Annotated in this window: 18 protein-coding genes; 16 read left to right on the forward strand and 2 right to left on the reverse strand. The window is 38.0% G+C overall.

Translation table 11 applies throughout. The annotated features are described in order from the left end of the window. The coding region (locus PRIP_RS12940; RefSeq protein ID WP_036101534.1) for an IS256 family transposase at positions 1-319 on the reverse strand (319 nt) is incomplete at its 3' end. A gap of 244 nt (positions 320-563) precedes the next feature. Next, positions 564-4,124: an immunoglobulin-like domain-containing protein gene (locus tag PRIP_RS12945; protein ID WP_036101535.1), complete on the reverse strand. Its 3,561-nt coding sequence runs from the start codon at positions 4,122-4,124 to the stop codon at positions 564-566. Between the two features lie 511 nt (positions 4,125-4,635). Between PRIP_RS12945 and PRIP_RS12950 the strand changes: the two genes are divergently transcribed. From PRIP_RS12950 to PRIP_RS16825, 16 genes are all read left to right on the forward strand, one after another. Continuing rightward, positions 4,636-5,796, forward strand: a complete 1,161-nt coding sequence (locus tag PRIP_RS12950; protein WP_159101548.1) for a helix-turn-helix domain-containing protein — start codon at positions 4,636-4,638, stop codon at positions 5,794-5,796. A 519-nt stretch (positions 5,797-6,315) separates the two neighbouring features. Continuing rightward, positions 6,316-6,960, forward strand: a complete 645-nt coding sequence (locus PRIP_RS12960; RefSeq protein ID WP_036101538.1) for a cyclic nucleotide-binding domain-containing protein — start codon at positions 6,316-6,318, stop codon at positions 6,958-6,960. A 91-nt stretch (positions 6,961-7,051) separates the two neighbouring features. Beyond that, complete coding sequence (locus tag PRIP_RS12965) at positions 7,052-7,546, forward strand: DUF4352 domain-containing protein (protein WP_036101539.1); 495 nt, start codon at positions 7,052-7,054, stop codon at positions 7,544-7,546. A gap of 18 nt (positions 7,547-7,564) precedes the next feature. Continuing rightward, positions 7,565-8,701: a glycosyltransferase gene (locus PRIP_RS12970; protein WP_052008928.1), complete on the forward strand. Its 1,137-nt coding sequence runs from the start codon at positions 7,565-7,567 to the stop codon at positions 8,699-8,701. A gap of 12 nt (positions 8,702-8,713) precedes the next feature. Then, the gene (locus PRIP_RS12975; RefSeq protein WP_036101541.1) at positions 8,714-9,376 is read left to right on the forward strand and encodes a YveK family protein; all 663 of its coding nucleotides are present in this window, start codon (positions 8,714-8,716) and stop codon (positions 9,374-9,376) included. Positions 9,377-9,447: 71 nt separating this feature from the next. Beyond that, on the forward strand, positions 9,448-10,059 hold the full coding sequence (locus PRIP_RS12980) for a CpsD/CapB family tyrosine-protein kinase (RefSeq protein ID WP_077913018.1): 612 nt from the start codon (positions 9,448-9,450) through the stop codon (positions 10,057-10,059). Next, complete coding sequence (locus tag PRIP_RS12985; protein ID WP_036101542.1) at positions 10,046-10,450, forward strand: hypothetical protein; 405 nt, start codon at positions 10,046-10,048, stop codon at positions 10,448-10,450. The genes PRIP_RS12980 and PRIP_RS12985 overlap by 14 nt, the downstream gene beginning before the upstream one ends. Before the next feature lie 106 nt (positions 10,451-10,556). Beyond that, the gene (locus PRIP_RS12990; protein WP_241434181.1) at positions 10,557-11,453 is read left to right on the forward strand and encodes an O-antigen ligase family protein; all 897 of its coding nucleotides are present in this window, start codon (positions 10,557-10,559) and stop codon (positions 11,451-11,453) included. Next, positions 11,443-12,210: a glycosyltransferase family 2 protein gene (locus PRIP_RS12995; protein WP_036101544.1), complete on the forward strand. Its 768-nt coding sequence runs from the start codon at positions 11,443-11,445 to the stop codon at positions 12,208-12,210. The genes PRIP_RS12990 and PRIP_RS12995 overlap by 11 nt, the downstream gene beginning before the upstream one ends. A 50-nt stretch (positions 12,211-12,260) precedes the next feature. Then, the gene (locus PRIP_RS13000) at positions 12,261-12,914 is read left to right on the forward strand and encodes a sugar transferase (protein WP_036101545.1); all 654 of its coding nucleotides are present in this window, start codon (positions 12,261-12,263) and stop codon (positions 12,912-12,914) included. A gap of 3 nt (positions 12,915-12,917) precedes the next feature. Continuing rightward, on the forward strand, positions 12,918-14,372 hold the full coding sequence (locus tag PRIP_RS13005; RefSeq protein ID WP_036101546.1) for a flippase: 1,455 nt from the start codon (positions 12,918-12,920) through the stop codon (positions 14,370-14,372). 4 nt (positions 14,373-14,376) lie between these two features. After that, the gene (locus PRIP_RS13010; RefSeq protein ID WP_036101547.1) at positions 14,377-15,195 is read left to right on the forward strand and encodes a hypothetical protein; all 819 of its coding nucleotides are present in this window, start codon (positions 14,377-14,379) and stop codon (positions 15,193-15,195) included. Positions 15,196-15,199: 4 nt separating this feature from the next. Next, on the forward strand, positions 15,200-16,537 hold the full coding sequence (locus PRIP_RS13015; RefSeq protein WP_036101548.1) for a nucleotide sugar dehydrogenase: 1,338 nt from the start codon (positions 15,200-15,202) through the stop codon (positions 16,535-16,537). Positions 16,538-16,540: 3 nt separating this feature from the next. Further along, complete coding sequence (locus tag PRIP_RS13020; RefSeq protein ID WP_036101549.1) at positions 16,541-17,767, forward strand: glycosyltransferase; 1,227 nt, start codon at positions 16,541-16,543, stop codon at positions 17,765-17,767. Positions 17,768-17,801: 34 nt separating this feature from the next. After that, positions 17,802-18,752: a GDP-mannose 4,6-dehydratase gene (locus tag PRIP_RS13025; RefSeq protein WP_036101550.1), complete on the forward strand. Its 951-nt coding sequence runs from the start codon at positions 17,802-17,804 to the stop codon at positions 18,750-18,752. Between the two features lie 237 nt (positions 18,753-18,989). Then, a partial coding sequence (locus PRIP_RS16825; RefSeq protein ID WP_173400785.1) for a transposase occupies positions 18,990-19,134 on the forward strand: 145 nt, incomplete at its 3' end.

Raw genomic sequence — 19,134 nt, forward strand, 5'->3', positions numbered from 1 at the left:
CTTTCTGACGTTTTGGAATGACCTGCGGTTCAAAGGTACCAGAACGATCTCGTGGCACATCAATAGGGACCTCACCGTAGCTTGTTCTCACTGTTTTATTCCCATAACCATTACGTCGGTTGTCATCTTCTTTATCCTCACGAGAATGCACGCTATATCCAAGATGATGTTCCATTTCTCCTTGTAATAGTTGCTCAAAGAGCGGTCCAAATACGTCTTTTAAGGCACTTTGCATCTCTTCCACAGACTCCGGCTGATATTCTTCCACAATGGCTTTGGCAAGGGCAACGGTTTTAGGATCACGCTTTTTCTTTGGCATTTTACTCTCATCCTTTCCGATTTTTATTCATTGTACCAAAAAAGAAAAACTGCATAAACAATGAACCTAGGATTCATTATTTACACAGTTTATTTTACACTCCCACATCGTATATATAATACTGGCTAATTTAGTGTGTATCTATGTGTGCTCTATACTAAAAAATGCAGGAAAATACCCATTTGACAATGATATTTTCCTGCATTATTAGGCATCTACATCTTAACAATGATTGTCTTTAGCATTAGTTGATAGTTACGTTCGCTGTTACGATATTCCAGTTTTTATCGTATCCTTTAAGTTGGACGATATCGCTTGTTGAAGTAATTTTATCTTTTGCATAAATAGAGAAGGTTTTTGTTGCTTCATCAAACCCGCCTGTACGAACTTTTACACCATTTACCCATAGCTCTACTCCATTCATTATGCCTGTGTAACTACCTGTTAAGTTATCTGTGTTTAGCGTATATGAAGTCGATTCGATTTTAAGGGCATCTGGTGATTCGCTCGTTGCTTTGACAGTAACCGATGCTGTAACCTCTTTTCCATCTTTATCAATACCAACAATGCTGACAGTATCTGTTTCAGATGTAATTTTATCTTGGGCATATACGATGAAAGATTTACCATCTTCACTGATTTGACCTGTGCGGGCAAATACTCCGTTTACATATAGTTTGATACTTTTACATGCACCATCTAGTGAACCTGTAACATTAGGATCTCCTACTGCATACGTATCTGGGGTTATTTTTAGTGTTTCTCCTGCTGCTGCTTTGACTGTCACTACTGTACGATCTAATTCTTGCCAATTTTTATCATACAAAACAACTTCCACTTTGTCTGTAGTTGCTTTGATGTAGTCCTTTGCGTAGACTTGATATGTGCCATCTGCTGTATTTAAGGCGCCATTCTTAACCAGCTCACCATTTACAAATAGTTGCACTTTTGCACCAGCACCTGTGAATGTTCCTGTGACATTGTTATCACCTAAGTTGTAATCTACTGCTGTCACTTCAGAAGGGACACGTTCGCCTAAGACTTGCGATGTTGCGGCTAAACCGGGAATATTCGCTGTATTGATTGCGCGAACAGTAAAATTATCACCAACTACTTGCATGAAGGCTTTGTCTAGTGCATAGATTTTGTAAGTGCCATCTGGATTTACCAGCCCTGTACGTAGTAAAGTTCCTTGGTCATCATACAATCCGATTTTATATGTGGCAAGATCTGTCCTACCAGTTACATAGTCATCGCCTTTATGATAGGCATTGATAGATGGTTTACCTAAAAGCGCTGTTAAGATTGTGCTAGTTGTGGGTGCAGTAGCTGTTCCTAAGGTATCCATTGCTTTCACAGAGAAAGTGTCACCTACAATATGCATCGCTACTTTGTCAGATACGTAGACTTTATAGGTACCTGTTGCCGCGTCTACCGCACCGTAGCGAAGTAGGTTTCCAGCTTTATCGTAGAGTGCAATCTTATTGGTCGCTTTATCTGTTTTCCCTGTGACAAAGGTTTGGCCAGCATAATAAGGATCGATGGTTGGTTGTGCCAACATGGTGCCTTTTACTTTTGCGGTTGTGGGGCTACTTACATTTCCTGATGCATCTTTAGCGATAGCTGTGAACTCAGTTCCTACGACTTTCATATTGACATTGTCATTCACGTAAATTCTAAACGTACCATCTGCAGCAACGTCACCGGTACGAAGTGTTTTTCCACCAACAGAAATCGTTACTTGTGTTGCTGGAGAAGTGGCTTTACCAGAGACATAGCCACTGTTCACCATGTAATCATTGATTGTTGGAGGTGCAATTGTCACGGCTGCTTTTGCTTTGACGGTGCTTGTTGCTTTATCTCCTGCTTTCCCATTTCCATCAATGGCATAGGCTTGGAATGTAGTTCCAACGACTCTCATCGCGGCGTTATCATTCACGTAAACTTTGTATGTGCCATTTGCGGCAACATCTACGGTACGGATAACTTTACCTGCGACTTCGATAGTTATTTTCTTCGCACCTACCGGAGCCGTTCCAGATACATAACCGTCGTTGATATAATAATCATTAATAGTTGGGGCTGCAAGGGATCGGTTATCGATGACCTTTGTACTTACGGACTCGCTTGTAACTCCATTTTTCGTTTGCGTAGCAGTCACAATTGTGTCTGCTGCTTGTTTAGGAATTGTGATGGAGTAGGTACCGTCTGTGGCAACAACACCTGTATAGGTTACATTGTTTGCTAGAATCGTAATAGTTGCACCAGCAAGGCCTGTACCTGTAACTTTATTATCATCGGTTGTTAAACTAGCAATTGTGGGAGCTGAAATGCTGCCAGCTGTTACCGTTATTGAGGCTGCATCACTTGATTTGCCATTTACCCCAGTCTGAATAGCTCGAATAACATCACCTAGTTTTTGTGTACCAGTTAGGAATGTAGCTTTTCCATTTGCATCAGCTGTTTTAATTAGCTCAGTACCATCTGGAAGGGAAAGCGTTATTTTTGCATTTGCTTCACCAGTTACTGTGATTATTGTATCATTAGTTGTAACGGGTGAGATAGTAGGGGCATCAGGGATGACTCCTTTAACAATTGTTGTTGATTCGGGGCTAGCTTGTCCATTTAGGGACTGGAACGCTCTAATGATTTCATTTTCCTTCAGCCCGGAGACTGCGAAAGCGGCTTCTCCTTGAGCATTAACAGTCTTCGTAATTCGAGTACCATCGGGTAGGATAACAGTTAGTTCAGCGTTAGGATATCCTTTTGCAATCAGGTAGTCTGAGTTATCGTATACGTCAGAAAGTTCTGGTGCAGGCAAAATAACATTAACTTTGATTGACTTGAGTGTAGTATTGTCATTTTGATCTGTTACAGAATATGTGACCGTATAACTGCCTAATTTATTTGTATCAACATTACTACTAACTACCTTAATTTGGCTTGTTAAATCGCCATCTTCTACGTCATTGGCTGAAACTCCTTGTAGAGGAATAAAATTTTCACCTAGATTAATGGTTTGATCGGTTGCTTTAATTTCTGGGTTACTACCAGAATTTACTGTTAATAAAGGGCTGTAGAGAACATGCGTATTGGATCCTTGACCAGTAACACCTGTGAAACCAATAATCGCTTCTGTACCTCCAAAAACTTTGTTCATATCTGAAACTGTATAACTATCCGTTTTTCCAGCATAATTATAAGATAATGTCTTACTTGGACTATCCCAATTAATTGTTACGTCGTAGTTACTTCCGCTTGGGAACGAGTTCTGATATTTGAAAAAACCTGAATCTTTTGTGTAGAAACTTATATTGTTTCTAGCGGGTGTATACCATGTTTGATGACGGAACGCTATTCCTAAAGTTTTTTCAAGACCAAACAATCTCATGGAATCACCATTACCTCCAAAAGTTGGAGTAGATGCGTTCTGCATGAAAAAAGAGATACCGTCAGCTTTAGATGCGCCGCCACCAATGCCAAATTTAGTTTTGAGTGTGAAACTATTTTTTAAGTTGACTTTTTGTTTTGTTACGATGTATCCATTTGAAAATACGCCATCTTTTGTTAAGGTAACTGCATTCGTACTAGATTCATAGCCTTGAATAGCTTTATCCCCTAGATTACTGACATCAATTAAATTAACCACATTTACACTTCTGGATTTTTTGGTATTTTCTACCGCAGAATTTAACTTCATCTGGGATGCACTTGCTGGTATAGTTGATAATAAAGTAAGCGGTGTGCTTGCCACTACATTGAATGCTAATAGCCCTGTTAAAATTTTCATTGTCTTCTTCTTCATAAGATCCCTCTTTTAAATTTTTTTGTCTTAACTCAGATAACTCTAATATCTTACTCTTTCAAACCTAAAACATACCTTAACTGTTGTTATATTCCTCCTTTTATTTATTGCCCTTTTGTTTCGATGTGAAGTCTGGAAGGGCTATATTTAGATTTCAGTTGGCTATGATAGTCTAGCATAAAATATTTTTTGCCAACTAATCTATACACAACAGTATACATGCTCAAAAAAGCCTCTGAAACTCTGTTTGGGGTTGAAATAGCTCTTCTTTTTGAATGTTTTGTGACGTGCTAAATCTATTCATGGATAGAATCATAACCAGACGAGGAGGAGAAGACATGGCCAGTGTTATTCTATCATCAGACGAAATTCTCTATTTTTTATGTATTTATTTACGAGAAGTTTTCGATTTTTTTGCTAAATATACCTATTATCGCGGTGCACTAAAATGTTTATTCGCCTATAAAAGAAGGAATTGATTATATATCTTGTTTTACAAAGGATGATGGACATGATAAAAGAAATTATTTCTATGGATAAGCAGATTCAAATAAAACTAACCATCCTTGATGTGCTAGTGGAGGAAGAGCGCTGGATTGATACGAATGAACTGTCGCATAAGCTAGAACTACTACCACGAACGACTCTGAAATATATTTCTAGTTTGCAAGATGACATTGCTCTTTTAAATAATCCAGACATACAAATTTTAAGTATAAAGAATAAAGGCTTTCGTCTTATTCTGGATTCCAGAGATCATTTTCGTTCTATTGCAACGGTTATCATTCAACATTCGTTAACATCTGAACTTATTGATGCCATATTCTTTGATACCTTTGGATCTACAGCATCATTTGCATTGACGCACTTTACTAGTGAGTATTCTGTAAGAAAGCAAATTAATAAATTGAAGGATATTATTCAGGGCAAGTCATTAGCATTTAATTCCTTAAATCATTTGGTGGGGAAAGAGACGGAGCTTCGTTTTTTAGGATATATGTTTTTTTGGCAGATATATAATATTTATAAGTGGCCATATCCACAAATAGATGAACTGACGCTGAGACAGTTCATAGATGATTTCCTCTCCAAGTCAAAAGTGAATTTAACATATATTCAAAAGGAGGAGCTTATTCAGGTCACGGGATTTAATATTATGAGAGCGCTCAAAAAGAAGCCTATCCAAATTGAACCACAGTGGAATAATTATTTACAAGGTAATAAGATGTTTGAGATGTATTTGGTTCAGGTTAATGAAATCAAGAATTATTATTCCCTGTCTACAAATGAATTAAAATATATGTTTTTGTTATCTCTAACGAGGCCACTATTTTTTTACCCCGATAATTTCAAGCAATATACTTTAGAATTTCACGCTGATAAGAATACGGAGATTCACCAAGCTATTCAATTATTTATAGACGATTTCCCAAAATCTTTTTGCCCGATAGCCAATGAAAAAATGGGAAATTTCAGAGATGAGCTTTTCAGTACATTTATATATTGTAGCCTCGTAGAAGGTTTTAAAGTAGATTATTCTGGATACCCTTATCTGTATGATATTAAAATTCAATTTCCTAATTTGTATTATAAATTAGATGGCTTCATTAATTCGTTATATAAACAAACACAGTTTAATTTTTTTCTTGCAAAAAGATTATCTTATCAATAAGTTTGCTTCCTTATTTTCTGAGTTAGACATGTTAAATGTTTACGAAGATCCAATAGGTATTTTCTTTGATTCTGACCTACCTTACTATATCGAAAAAGAATTCAAGAAGAAAATTCATTCTCTGTACAGTATGGAATACAAGATTGTATTTGTAGAACATAGGATGGACTTATTAGAGTACAATAAGCGGGGGATTATTGCAGTTTCTCAATTTGAAAAGTTAGAAGACTTCGCACTATCTCATCAAATTTCAATTCAAAATATACATTATCCGTTGTCAAATGCCGATTTAAAGTATTTAAATCGTTTCCTAGAGTTTATTAGATAACTATGAAAAAATGACTTTCCAAAAGCGCATTTTTGGAAAGTTGTTTTTTTTTTATTAGCGTTATAATAAGTTCATACCGTCACAAAATATTCAAAAAGAAACGCTTTTGTTACCCTAAACAGAGTTTCTAGTTTTTTTTTGAACAGATATACTATATTTACAGCAACAGTTAAAAGAAAGGAGTGCCTTGATTGCCAGTTTTTTCTGAGCTATATGATGAAAAGGAAATTCAATCTGTTTTTTGTGAGTCCCAGCTTATAAGTTTTTTGACTGAAAAAGAAAATATAAGGCATAAGCGAAAAGAGTTCAAAAAAGGACAGTACCTTAACGCTGGAAATCATATGGAACATTCGAAAGTCTACTATATTATGGAAGGTGTTATCAGTGTGGGGAATGAAACGGATATACTTTACTTTATAGGGCCAGGACATTTCGTTGGTTTAGAGCATTTTATGTTTAATCCACAATTACCCATCGAGTCAAAATCATTATCTAGTATAACCTTGTTAGAATTTGAAAAAGAAGATATATTATGTTTACTTGCGAGTCTACAAGAGGGATGGTTATATAATTATGTGATTAATCATAATATTTTGATTAAACTTATAGTTATAAATCAAAATTTACGCTTGCGCCCAGTGGCTCGTGGTGTAGAACTTGCCAAGGAGCTTTTACCCGAATTTAGTAAGGTTGAGTCTGGCATTACTATATTATCTGAGGTCTTTACTTATACCGTTTTGAGGAAATATTTAAAAATTGGTTATACTGCGATGGAAGATGTAATAGAAATTCTGGAAAAAGAAAATATTTACTTTGGCTACAGAAAGCATATCTAACAGTTCGAATCATGATCTAGCAATTAAAGGAGTGATGCCTAGCTTTAAATAGTGAATAGAACAGATAAACCGATAGAAATGAGGATTTTACATGAGAAAATATCAAAAAATAATCATTAGCTTGGCAACTATTTTTGCGTTGAGTATAACAGTAATAGGTTGTAGCACACCACAAGCAAATAGTAGCAAGCAAACAACGCAAAAAGTACAAACGGAATTAAATAAAAAAAGAGTTATTACAGATATTGAAATGACACCAAAAAGCTTTAAGTATAAACAAGACGATACCTTCCAAGAAAAAGGAAAGAAACTCACAGTAATCAAAATGCATATTGCAAACAAAACAAAAGCTGGCTTTGGCGTTGGCGCGGGTGATTTTTATATTGAAACGAAAAATGGCCAAAAAATTGAGACGTTTGGTTATGCGGATAGTTTCGGAGATGTGATTTCATCTGGAAAAACACTGGAGGGCAATGCTTATTTTGCAATTCCAAAGAAGAGCGAGAACTACGTACTAGTTTACCATCCAGTTAATGCTGCAAAGGAACAAACATTGAAATGGATTATTGGTATACCTAAAAAATAAAGAAAAGAAGGAATCGATGTGCTAAATGCAAAAAAAATAATGATGTTTAGTTCCGTTCACGTATGGAATGACACACGTATTTTTTACAAAGAAGCTATGACATTAGCAGATGCTGGATTTGAAATTGATTTTTATGCGATTGATAACGGAATGGAAGTGATAAAGCATCCTAGATTGCAGGTGCATTTATTACCTGCCTGCACATCACGACTCGCAAGGCCGCTGCGCTGGCACAAACTTTATAAAATCGCAAAAAAATCAGACGCGCTCTATTATCACATTCATGATCCAGAACTTCTTCTCTTATTACCGAAATTGCGCAAGAAGAAGCCAGAAGCGATTTTAACATATGACATGCATGAGAATTTCCCAGCAGATATTGAGACGAAAACATGGATTCCAAAAATCTTGCGAAAACCGCTTCAAAAGTGGGTTTTACGCATGGAAAAGCGAACGATGGCTTGCTGTGATCATCTTATTTTTGCAGAAGAGTCCTACTTGGCGAGTTATGAACATGTGAGTTGCACGAAGACGACCGTCTATAATTATCCGATTTACGTGGAGCCAATTCAAAAAGAGCGATCGGATGCTCATTTTACATTGATTTACGTGGGGAGTATTACGAAAGATCGCGGTATTTTTGAAATGATAGGGTTAATTCGTGAGTTACAGAGGAGACATCCTAATCAATATCGCCTCAAGCTCTTAGGCCCAATGACAAAAAGGCTAGAGATAGAATTGCAAGCCCTTTTGAAAAAGCATCAGCTAGGTTCTGTTGTCCAAGTGTATGGTCGTGTCCCTTATCCAGAGATTTGGCAAGCCTATGCTGAGTCTGATCTAGGATTGTGCCTACTACACCCTATTCCTAATTACCTTCATTCAATGGCTACTAAATTGTATGAATACATGGCGGCGTCTCTCCCAATTCTTGCATCTGACTTTCGAGATTGGGAAGCATTTATACACAAACATCAAAATGGAGCGACTAGCTCTCCATTCGATAGTGAAAAGCTCATAAGAGAAGTAGAAAAACGGGCCACGAATCCTAGTTTATATATTCAAGAAGGCAAACGAGGACGCTTGGCTTACGAGCAACATTATCATTGGGGGATTGAAGCACAAAAAATGCGAGACACGATTTATCATGTTAACTAATGGGAGGAATTTATGAAACAAGGAATGAGAACAAAGCAACTTATTCGTAGCTTAAAAAAATCATGGTACTGGTTAATCATTGTCCCTGCGATTCTTGTAATGCTGACATTTGGAATAGAAAAGTTATGGATTACACCGGATTACACAACTTCAACGCAGGTATTAGTTACAACAGCCACCTCCAAAAATGAGGCTCAAGCATCAGATAATGTACGCTCTTCTATCCAGCTTAGTGATACTTACAGCACGACGATCGCCAGCACGAGAACAATGAAAGAGGTTATTGATAAATATCATTTGGATGTGACACCTGAAGAATTGGCTGACAAAGTGACTGTCAAAGGAAACGTAAATTCTCTTGTCTTTACGATTACGGTCGTGGACGAGAATCCAAAACAAGCAGAAATTATCGCAAACGGAGTTGCAACCGTCGCACAAACGGATTTTCCAGATTTATTTAGCGGTACGAAAATCATCAACTTGGAAAAAGCGGGTGAACCTGTGGCTATAAGTAATATAACGAAATATATTTTAGCGAGCGGTTTTGGCATTGGTATTGCATTGATTATTGTGCTCTATCAAGCGAGTTACGACAATATTATTCGCCACCGAGTAAATTTTGACGATTTAGGATTGCGATTTTTGGGCGACATTCCATTGGTAGAAGGAGAGTGAAAAATGGCTAGATTTAAGAAAAATCAACTTTTTTTTTTGCAGGGAAAACAAAATCATTTGAAGCAGAAAAAATTCGCTCGACACAAGTTAGCCTCCAATTTTCTCTTACGGGGCTTGAAAAAGCGCAGACTATCATGTTTACATCGGCGAATAAAGGAGAGGGCAAAACGTTTTGTGTTAGTAATATTGCGAAGGAATACGCGAAGCAAGGAAAGAAAGTGTTACTTGTGGACTTAGATTTACATCGACCACGTCTTTCTCAAACGATTGCCCCAATGGAACAAGGTGGGCTGATGAATGCCGTTCGAGATATGTCTTCTGTGGATAATCAGATTCTTACTTTGAAGGAAGAAAATCTCTTTTTTTTACCAGCGGGGCCACTTCCGTCAAATCCATTGGAAATTGTGAGTTCGGGCTCACTGCTACCTCTTTTTGATAAGTTGAAAAAAATGTTTGATTTAATTTTCATTGATACGCCACCAGTTCGTATAGTATCGGATGCTCGAATGATTGCGACACTATGCGATGGTGTGGTTCTGATTGTTCGAAGTGGTGTTACGAAGTTAAATGAGGTGGAAGAAGCAAAGACACACATTGAAAATACTGGTGTGCCAATTATCGGTGGGATTTTAAACGGCCAATCATACACCAGGAAAGAGAAGGATACGCATGCCTATTATTAATTCGTTGGGGCATCATGCAAAACTTATAATATTGGTGATTGGTTTGACTGCTATTTTCGAGGTGTGTGTATTTCTACCTTATGGCTATGCTGCTTTCTTACCATGTATCATTGCGGCCGTTATTTTCCTACCAATTAATATGGAGAAGTTCACCACTGCTGTTAGTTTTGCGATTATGTTTTCTGGTTTTTTTGGTTCTTATTTAGGTATACCAGGTAATGAAAATATCTTTTTATTTCGTATGCTTATCCCAGTACATTTTATTCTTTTTCTATTCTTTGTGAAAAAGGACTGGCTACGATTGAAGTATTTGAGGGCTTTTCTTCTTCTTTTTGCAACTTTTTTTTATCGGTATGACGGTGACTGGTTTTTGGACATCACAAATGGGTGAAAGTGTTCGGTATCTTTATTTTATCTTTGAATGGTTGTATGTTCTTTTTCTATGTGTATACTATATTCGCGATGAAAAGACGTATCAGCTGTTTGCAAAGGGGCTTATGATGTTATACATCGGTATTTTATGTATAGGTGTATGGGAATGCTTAACAGGAAATCATTTAAGCCAGTCAGGTTCGCTTTTTTATGAAACGACAACGAGTGCTTTTCAACCAACTGGTTTTCAATTCAACACGAATGATTTTGCATCATTGCTTACTATTCTGTTTCCAATTGTTGTAATGCAGTTAACTACTTGGAAACACAAAAGCTTGATGCTAATTGGAATGATAGGGATAGGCGGTACCTCACTATATCTCGTTATTATGACGAATTCCCGCCTTGCGATGATTGTCCTTCTCCTCGAGATTTTGGTCTTGCTGTTCGGCTGGTCTAAAGTGTGGTCATTCGTTTCAATTTATGTATTAAGCATTGGGGCATTGCTTGTATCAACTTTTCACTCCTCCCGCTTTATTAAGCAATTGCTAGATATGGTGAAGAACTCCTTTACAGAAAAAGGTCATTCGACAAGTGAACGAATGCAGATGTATCAAGCGTCGTGGGACATAATCAAAGAATCACATTTCATGGGGATTGGTGCGGGAAACTTACCGCTTCGCTTAGATGAATATATGTATGGCTTTGAGCGATTATCTGATAATTATTGGGCACCGCATAATTACTGGCTAGAAGCATTCGCAAACGGCGGAATACTTGCATTCTTACCTTTACTGGCGTTTTTCATTGGCTATTTTATTTTTGCAATTCGTTACTGGGTGAAGGCACACTACGATATCACCTCCGCGATTCCACTGTTGATTGGCATTGCATTTGTTGCTGCAAGTGTTGGACTTAGTAGCACAATTGATAAACGACATCTTTGTCTGGGTATTGGTACTGGTCTTGCAGTTCTTAATATATGCTATTTCCAGAAGGGGGGGCTAAAAAATGATAGTTAGCATTATTATGCCGGCACACAACGCGGAGACGTACATTCGCGACGCTATTGATAGTGTTTTATCTCAAAGTTTCGAAGATTTCGAATTATTAATTGTAGATGATTTTTCTATAGATGGGACAGTAGAAGTGGTTAGATCTTACACGGATTCGCGGATTAAGTTGCACAGGCTAGAGTCCAACCTAGGTGCAGCGGGAGCACGCAATTATGGAATTCGCCAAGCTAAAGGAAGATATCTTGCCTTTTTAGATAGTGATGATTGTTGGAAACCAGAGAAATTGGCGATGCAGCTTGCTTTCATGAAGAAGAATAAAGTAACACTGAGCTATACGGCATATGATGTGATGAGTTCAGATGGTATACAAACAACTGGGCGTGTGAATGTGCCTGAATCTGTGACATATCGTTATTTATTGCGAAACACGATTATTGGTTGTCTCACGGTAATGATTGACACAGATAAAACTGGATTGGTACAAATGCCAGCCTTTAAAGGTGCGGAAGATACAGCAACATGGCTGACGATTTTGAAAAAAGGCCATATCGCTAGAGGTATAACAGAGTCACTGGCCGTTTATCGGAAAGGAAATGTGTCGCTCTCAAGTAATAAACTTCAAATGGCTAGATTAATCTGGAGGGTGTATCGGGAGAACCAGCAGATGTCGATTTTTACAGCTATGCAGCATTTTCCATTTTACTTATGGAATGGTTTCAGAAAACATATACGTACTGGTGGTTCTATAAAGTTGATGAAGTAGATTCTAAAATAGTCAATAAACTAAAAAAGTAGAAGGAAGTGCCAAACATTATGGAGCAAAAAGTACTTTCGGTTTCCAAATATGAGTATAAAAGAGTCAAACGAGCCGTTGATTTTATATTAGCTCTCATCGGTATCGTATTGTTGAGTCCCATTTTTCTTGTCGTAGCACTGGTAATCAAGCTGGATTCGCCAAAAGAGAAGGTGATTTTCATTCAAACAAGAACGGGACTTCAAAATAGGCCGTTCCAAATCTTCAAGTTTCGTTCAATGAGGAAAAGTAATCAGCCTGGTGGAGCTAGGAAGCATGTGTATGATTGGGCCAATGGTGTCCCAGATGATTTTGTTTTCAAATCCTCCATAGGGAGAGATCCACAAGTGTCTGCGGTCGGGGCCTTCATTCGGAAGTTCAGTTTAGATGAATTGCCACAACTATTTAATGTGGTACGTGGTGATATGAGCCTTGTAGGTCCGCGTCCAGAAATTCCAGCCATCACGGATTGGTATTCCAATGCCCAACAAATAAGGCTTTTGGTGAAACCAGGATTAACAGGCTGGGCGCAAGTAAATGGGCGGAGTAATATGAATCACGGCCAGAAAATGGTGTATGACAGCGAATATGTACAGAATATGAGCTGGAAATTGGACTGTAAAATCATCGTTATGACGGTGAAACAAATAATCCTCGGTAAGGATGCGGTATAAGCGATGAAGAAAGTCACAACGAATTACATTTCTGTTTTAATATATCAACTGCTGATTATCATTACGCCTATTTTCACGATGCCATATGTGATTCGAGTGTTGATGCCAGAAAATGTTGGAATTGAATCGTATATTAGTTCAGTTGTCCAAATATTTACGGCATTTGCTGCACTTGGAATGGGTGATTATGGTCGGAAAGTGATTGCGAGTGTGATGCGAAAACAGGATTTGAAAATCGAATTTTATAGCTTGTATCTGGTTCAAAGTTTTTTCTCAGTGGTGGTACTCATCACGTACCTTATTTTTGCCTTTCAAACCAAACAATATCAGTCGTTGTTCTTTATTAATTCACTCGTGATTATTTCGTATATGCTTGACATCACTTGGTTTTATACAGGACAGGAAAATATGAAAAATATCATGATTCGTAATATGATTGTTCGTCTAGGTTCGATGTTTGGCATCTTTTGCTTCGTAAAAAGTCCGGATGATTTAGCACTATATGTATGGATCAATGCCGTGACACTCTTCGCAGGGCAACTCGTGATATGGATTCCACTATTGGGACAATTGAAAGGGGTCGCGGTGGATTGGTCGAGAGCGAAGCAACATGTGAAACCAGTTATGACTATGTCAATTGTTCCTATCATCACGCTTATACCGCTCGCATTAAATAAAGTCATCTTAGGGAACATGACTTCAGCAATGGATGTTGGTTTTTATAACCAGGCATTTAAACTAATGACGCTGTTCGTTGTGTTTGTCACTGCTTTATCGACGGTTATGAGTCCGCGAATGGTTAAAGAATATAGTAGCGCTAATAAGGAAGCTTTTGAACATTCGATGTATTTCTCATTTAGTTACGTGTCATTGAGTACTTTACCACTTGTGACTGGCTTAATCGCTATTGCACCAAAGTTTATACCACTATTTCTTGGTACAGCATTTCACCCCTCCGTCTTGAACCTACAAATCTTAGCTCCAGCATTATTTTTCTCCGGTTTAGCCAGCATCTTCGGTTTACAAATACTAGTAACGATAGGCAAAAATAAAAGTTATGCAATTAGTGTGTTTATCGCAGCAGTCAGTAGTTTTGGCACAAACATTCTTTTCATTTCATGGTGGGGAAGCTATGGTACCGCGTTTTCTTACTTGATTTTTACGGCGATGACCTGTGTGCTTCAAGCATATTTTGCTCGAGAATATTATTCCATCAAGAATATGGTACGACAAATATGCCCGTATGCCATGGCAAGCTTGATTGCATTCGGCTATGAATGGGGCCTTTCCTACCTGTTTTTCGATTTCCATCCAGTTGTAATTATTGTTGTACAAGTTGTCATTGGTGCCCTTGTCTATCTTATGGTATTACTCTTACTCCGCGACCCACTTCTTTTCAAGGCTTGGTTTTGGATACGGTTGAAAGTCGTTCCTAAAATACAGAAAGAAAGAGGATAAGCACATGTTTAATTTTGATAGTATTCGTAATATGGCCGAATTATTGGCGAAAAAGAAAGCGATGTTAGCTGCTTGTTCGGTAAAAAAAATTGTTTTGCTTGGCGGAAGTAGTGTTCTGTACGGCTTCAACACGGATGAAATCCAGCGGCAACTTGGCAAACCAACTTTCAATATTGGTGTCAACGTGGGGTTAGGTTTTCAATACTTACTCGATAATGTAGAGGATTCATTGAAACCAGGTGACCATGTTGTGTTGCCACTAGAATTTAATCAGTATACAAATCCAGCCTATTATGTATTTGGTTTTGGGATTGATACGTTTGTACATCGAAAATATTGGCAAAATCAAGCGAAATATCATCAAAAATGGAAACTGTTCTTCATCTTGCTAAAGCATGCACGATCCTCGGGGACGCCTGAAAAACGTTTGAGACGTAAAGCCGCAAAACTTACAGAAACAGGTTGTTATCTAGGATTGGACACGCAAGTCCGAGATCCGCAAGTATTACGAGGCATTTCCTTCCCAAAAACATTTCAGGTGACTCCAACGATGCAGGTCATAGCTGATTTTATCGCAAGGTGCCGTGAGAACCATATCCAGGTTACTTTGCTTCCCCCAGCTTTTTATGCAAAAGAAATCAACTATGTATATCTTGAAAAACTGTATGCCTACTTTAGTGAAACGGTACCTCCCGATTTGTTCCGATTAGATGATTCAGAAGTATATGATTCTCTGTATCACGCCAATCAAAATGGACAAACTCGTATCACACAAAAACTCATTGCTTTGCTTAATAACTCCAAAAATAGAGAGGAATTATAAATTCATGATGAAACTAAAATTTGAAAATAAAGAAGCTAACATTGCGGTTGTTGGGCTTGGATATGTTGGATTACCGCTGGCGGTTGCATTTGTAGAAAAGGGATTCCACACGATTGGCTATGATGTGAGTGAGAAAAAAGTGACAGCATTGAGGCAAGGTGTGTCGGATATTGCGGATATTTCCAACGAAACACTACAATGTTGCCTCGATACAAACGATTTTGAGTTATCATCTCAACCAGCATGTTTGCAAGAAGCAGATGCAATTATTATTTGTGTGCCAACTCCATTAACCGAAGCAATGGAGCCAGATATGCGTTTTATCGAACATGCGATGCAAGATATTGTTAGGTATGCAAAACAAGAAGTTTTTATCTCACTTGAAAGCACCACTTACCCTGGCACAACGCGCGAACTTATTTGCGGACCGATGTTGGAAAAAGGATATACGCTGGGTCATGATTTCTTCGCTTGTTACTCACCAGAGCGTGTCGACCCCGGCAATAAACAATTCCACACCTTGAATACACCAAAAGTTGTCGGTGGCATAAATGAAAAATCAAAAGAACTCGGTGAAATTTTATACGGGCAAGTGATTGACACGATTGTTCCAGTAAACTCTACAGAGGTAGCGGAAATGAGCAAGCTTCTGGAGAATACTTTCCGTAGTATCAATATCGCCTTTATTAACGAAATGGCTTTGTTAGCAGAAAAAATGGGTATCGATATTTGGGAAACGATTGAAGCAGCAAGTAGTAAGCCGTTTGGTTTCATGAAATTCACACCAGGCCCTGGTATTGGTGGGCACTGTATTCCACTTGATCCGATGTACTTGTCATGGAAAGCAAAAGCGAAAAACTTTTACAGTCGTTTTATCGAATTAGCACATGAAACTAATCACTTAATGCCAGAAAAAATGGTCGAGCACGCGGCAGAAGCTCTAAATCTACATCAAAAAGCAATCAATGGCTCGAAAATCTTGCTTATTGGTATGGCGTATAAAGAGAATAGTAACGATTTGCGTGAATCCCCAGCTCTACACATCTACGAACAACTCGTAACGCGTGGCGCGGATGTGGCATTTTGTGACCCCGAAGCACCAGTGTTTCGAGATAGAAGAGGAAACATGCAACAAAGTACTGCCGTCGATTATGAAGCCTTTGCGACATACGATTTAGTTATTATTATTACGCCGCACCAATTATTTGATTTGGAACAAATAGGGGCACATAGCCAGTTGATTTTGGATACGAAAAATGTATTAAAAGATGCGTTCCAAGAGAAAAAATGGACCTATGGGAAAATCAAGATGACTCAATCGATGGCGAAAGGAATCCTTTAAACAATGTGCAGGAAAATTTTGTTTTTTGTCACAGAGTTCCCGACACTTTCCGAAACGTTTATTCTAAATCAAATAACAGGTGCATTGGATTTAGGGAATGATGTCACGATTTTAGCATTGAAACGAGGCAACATAGAACAGGTGCATGCGGATATAAAGACATACGGCTTATTGGAAAAAGTCATTTATGTTAATTTATCGAATCATAAGGGAAAACGATTGATGCAGGCTATTTCTTGTGGAGTGAGGAATCCGATTCGAACGATGAGATTATTGAATTATAAGAAATACGGCGCTATCACGAAAACTTTACAGCCAGTCATTGCAGCTCATAAAGTACCGAAACAAGCCTTTGATCTAATTGTGGCACATTATGGAAATGTAGGCTTGATTGCGAGTATCTTGCAAAACCAGGGATTATTGACTGGTCAACTGGTTACCTTTTTCCATGGATATGACGTCACACGTATTGTAGAACAAAAGGGCGCAACATTTTATGAATTTCTGTTTCAATCGGATAGCGCCTTGTTACCTATCAGTGATTTCTGGGCACGACGTCTAATCGAACTTGGCGCAAATAAAGAAAAAATACGTGTTCATCACATGGGCATTGATATAAATCGTTTTCCTATGCAGTCACTACAGCCTACGCAACAAACGTTACAGTTACTACTCGTTGCCCGTTTAACTGAGAAAAAAGGAATTCCTGATGCAATTCGTGCCGTACAGTTCCTACAAGCACATGGCCTTGATACGGTATTACATCTTGTTGGTGACGGTGAAAATCGGGTGCAACTAGAAGAGCTTACCGCAAGTCTAAAGCTACAAAACCAGGTTCAATTTCATGGCTTTTTGGATCAAGACCAAGTGAAGGTACAATTTCAAACAAGTGACTTATTCATTTTACCGAGTGTTGTTGCGCAAGATGGGGATATGGAAGGAATTCCTGTATCACTGATGGAAGCGATGGCTCAAGGAAAGCCTGTCATCTCCACGATACACAGTGGTATCCCAGAACTTATTACGCACGGGAAAACTGGTTTTCTCGTTCCAGAACATGACGCTGAAGCACTGGGACAGGCCATTCTTGATTATTTACAACTTTCAGAAGAAAGAAAAGTCCAGATGGTCAACCAAGCGCGAGAAAAAGTATGCGATGCATTTGATATAGAGGTACTAAATAACAGGTTATTTCGAGAAGAAATTAATAAATCGTTTGAAACAAGATAATATTCGTATAGATCTAAATAAGGAGATTAAAAGGATGAAAAATACCATTTTAGTAACAGGTGGTGCAGGTTTTATAGGCAGTCATTTAGTGGAGGCCTTGGCTAGCGGTGATTCAAACACTGTTATTGTTTTTGACAATCTGAGTACTGGTAGAATTGAAAATATCCCAAACTTAGAAAACGTATCCTTTGTAAGAGGAGATGTACAAAGTGAAGAAGATATTACACAGCTTTTCTCCGAATTTACCTTTGATTACATCTATCATTTAGCGGCTGTTGCAAGTGTTGCAGAATCGGTGAATCATCCACTAGAAACGCATCGGGTGAACATGGATGCCACGATTTATTTATTGGAGGCTACCCGTTTTCAAGAAAAAGAAGTTCACAAGTTCGTTTTTGCCTCATCGGCAGCTGTATATGGTGCAGAACCGACATTACCGAAAACAGAACAATCTATCGTTGACCCCATTACGCCTTACGGAATCGACAAATATGCTTCTGAAAAATATGTTATAACTTATGGGCAGTTATACGGTTTAAATGTTGCTGTTGCGAGATTTTTTAATGTATATGGCCCGCGACAAAACCCATCATCACCCTACTCTGGCGTTCTATCAATTCTTGTAAGAGTGTCTAAACAACTGAGAAAAGGGAAAAATAGCTTATTCCAAATATTTGGAGATGGTGAGCAAATACGTGATTTTGTTTTTGTTGAAGATGTTGTACAAGGACTTATTTTGTTGGCAACGAAGAAGGAAATCCAAGCAGAGGCATTTAATATCGCTTCAGGAGAAAAGCACACAATCCATGAGATTATTACCATTTGTGAAACAATACTAGAAATAAATATTCCACTGTCGTATGGCAAAACACGCAAAGGGGATATTAAGCAGTCCTATGCATCCATTGATAAAATAGGGAAAATTGGTTATAAACCACAATTTACGATGCGTCAGGGCTTAGAAAAATATATGATGTATGAATAAATAATAGAAAGCAAACGAAACACTTTCTATTCTGTGTAGATAACCAATGCTAAGTAAAACGGTATACATTAATCAAAGGGCTCACCGACTAAAAATTGGTGAGTCCTTTTTCTTAATGATGCTAATAAACCACACGCTCTGCGTGTGCGGCGACGGATAGCTTTAGCGTTAAAAATCTCCTTTCGCTATAATAGAATTGGCCGCAAACCAAATTCTGTGCGAAAGGAGATTTTTTTTATGCCTAGTAACGATGATAGTAGTTTATCACATACTCGTTGGAATTGTAAGTATCATATTGTGTTCACTCCAAAATATCGACGAAAAATTATCTATGGTCAACATCGAAAGGAATATTTCGAAAAGAATATTTGGGGACGATTTT

It is taken from the genome of Paenilisteria riparia FSL S10-1204 (genome assembly GCF_000525995.1).
Classification (GTDB): domain Bacteria; phylum Bacillota; class Bacilli; order Lactobacillales; family Listeriaceae; genus Listeria_A; species Listeria_A riparia.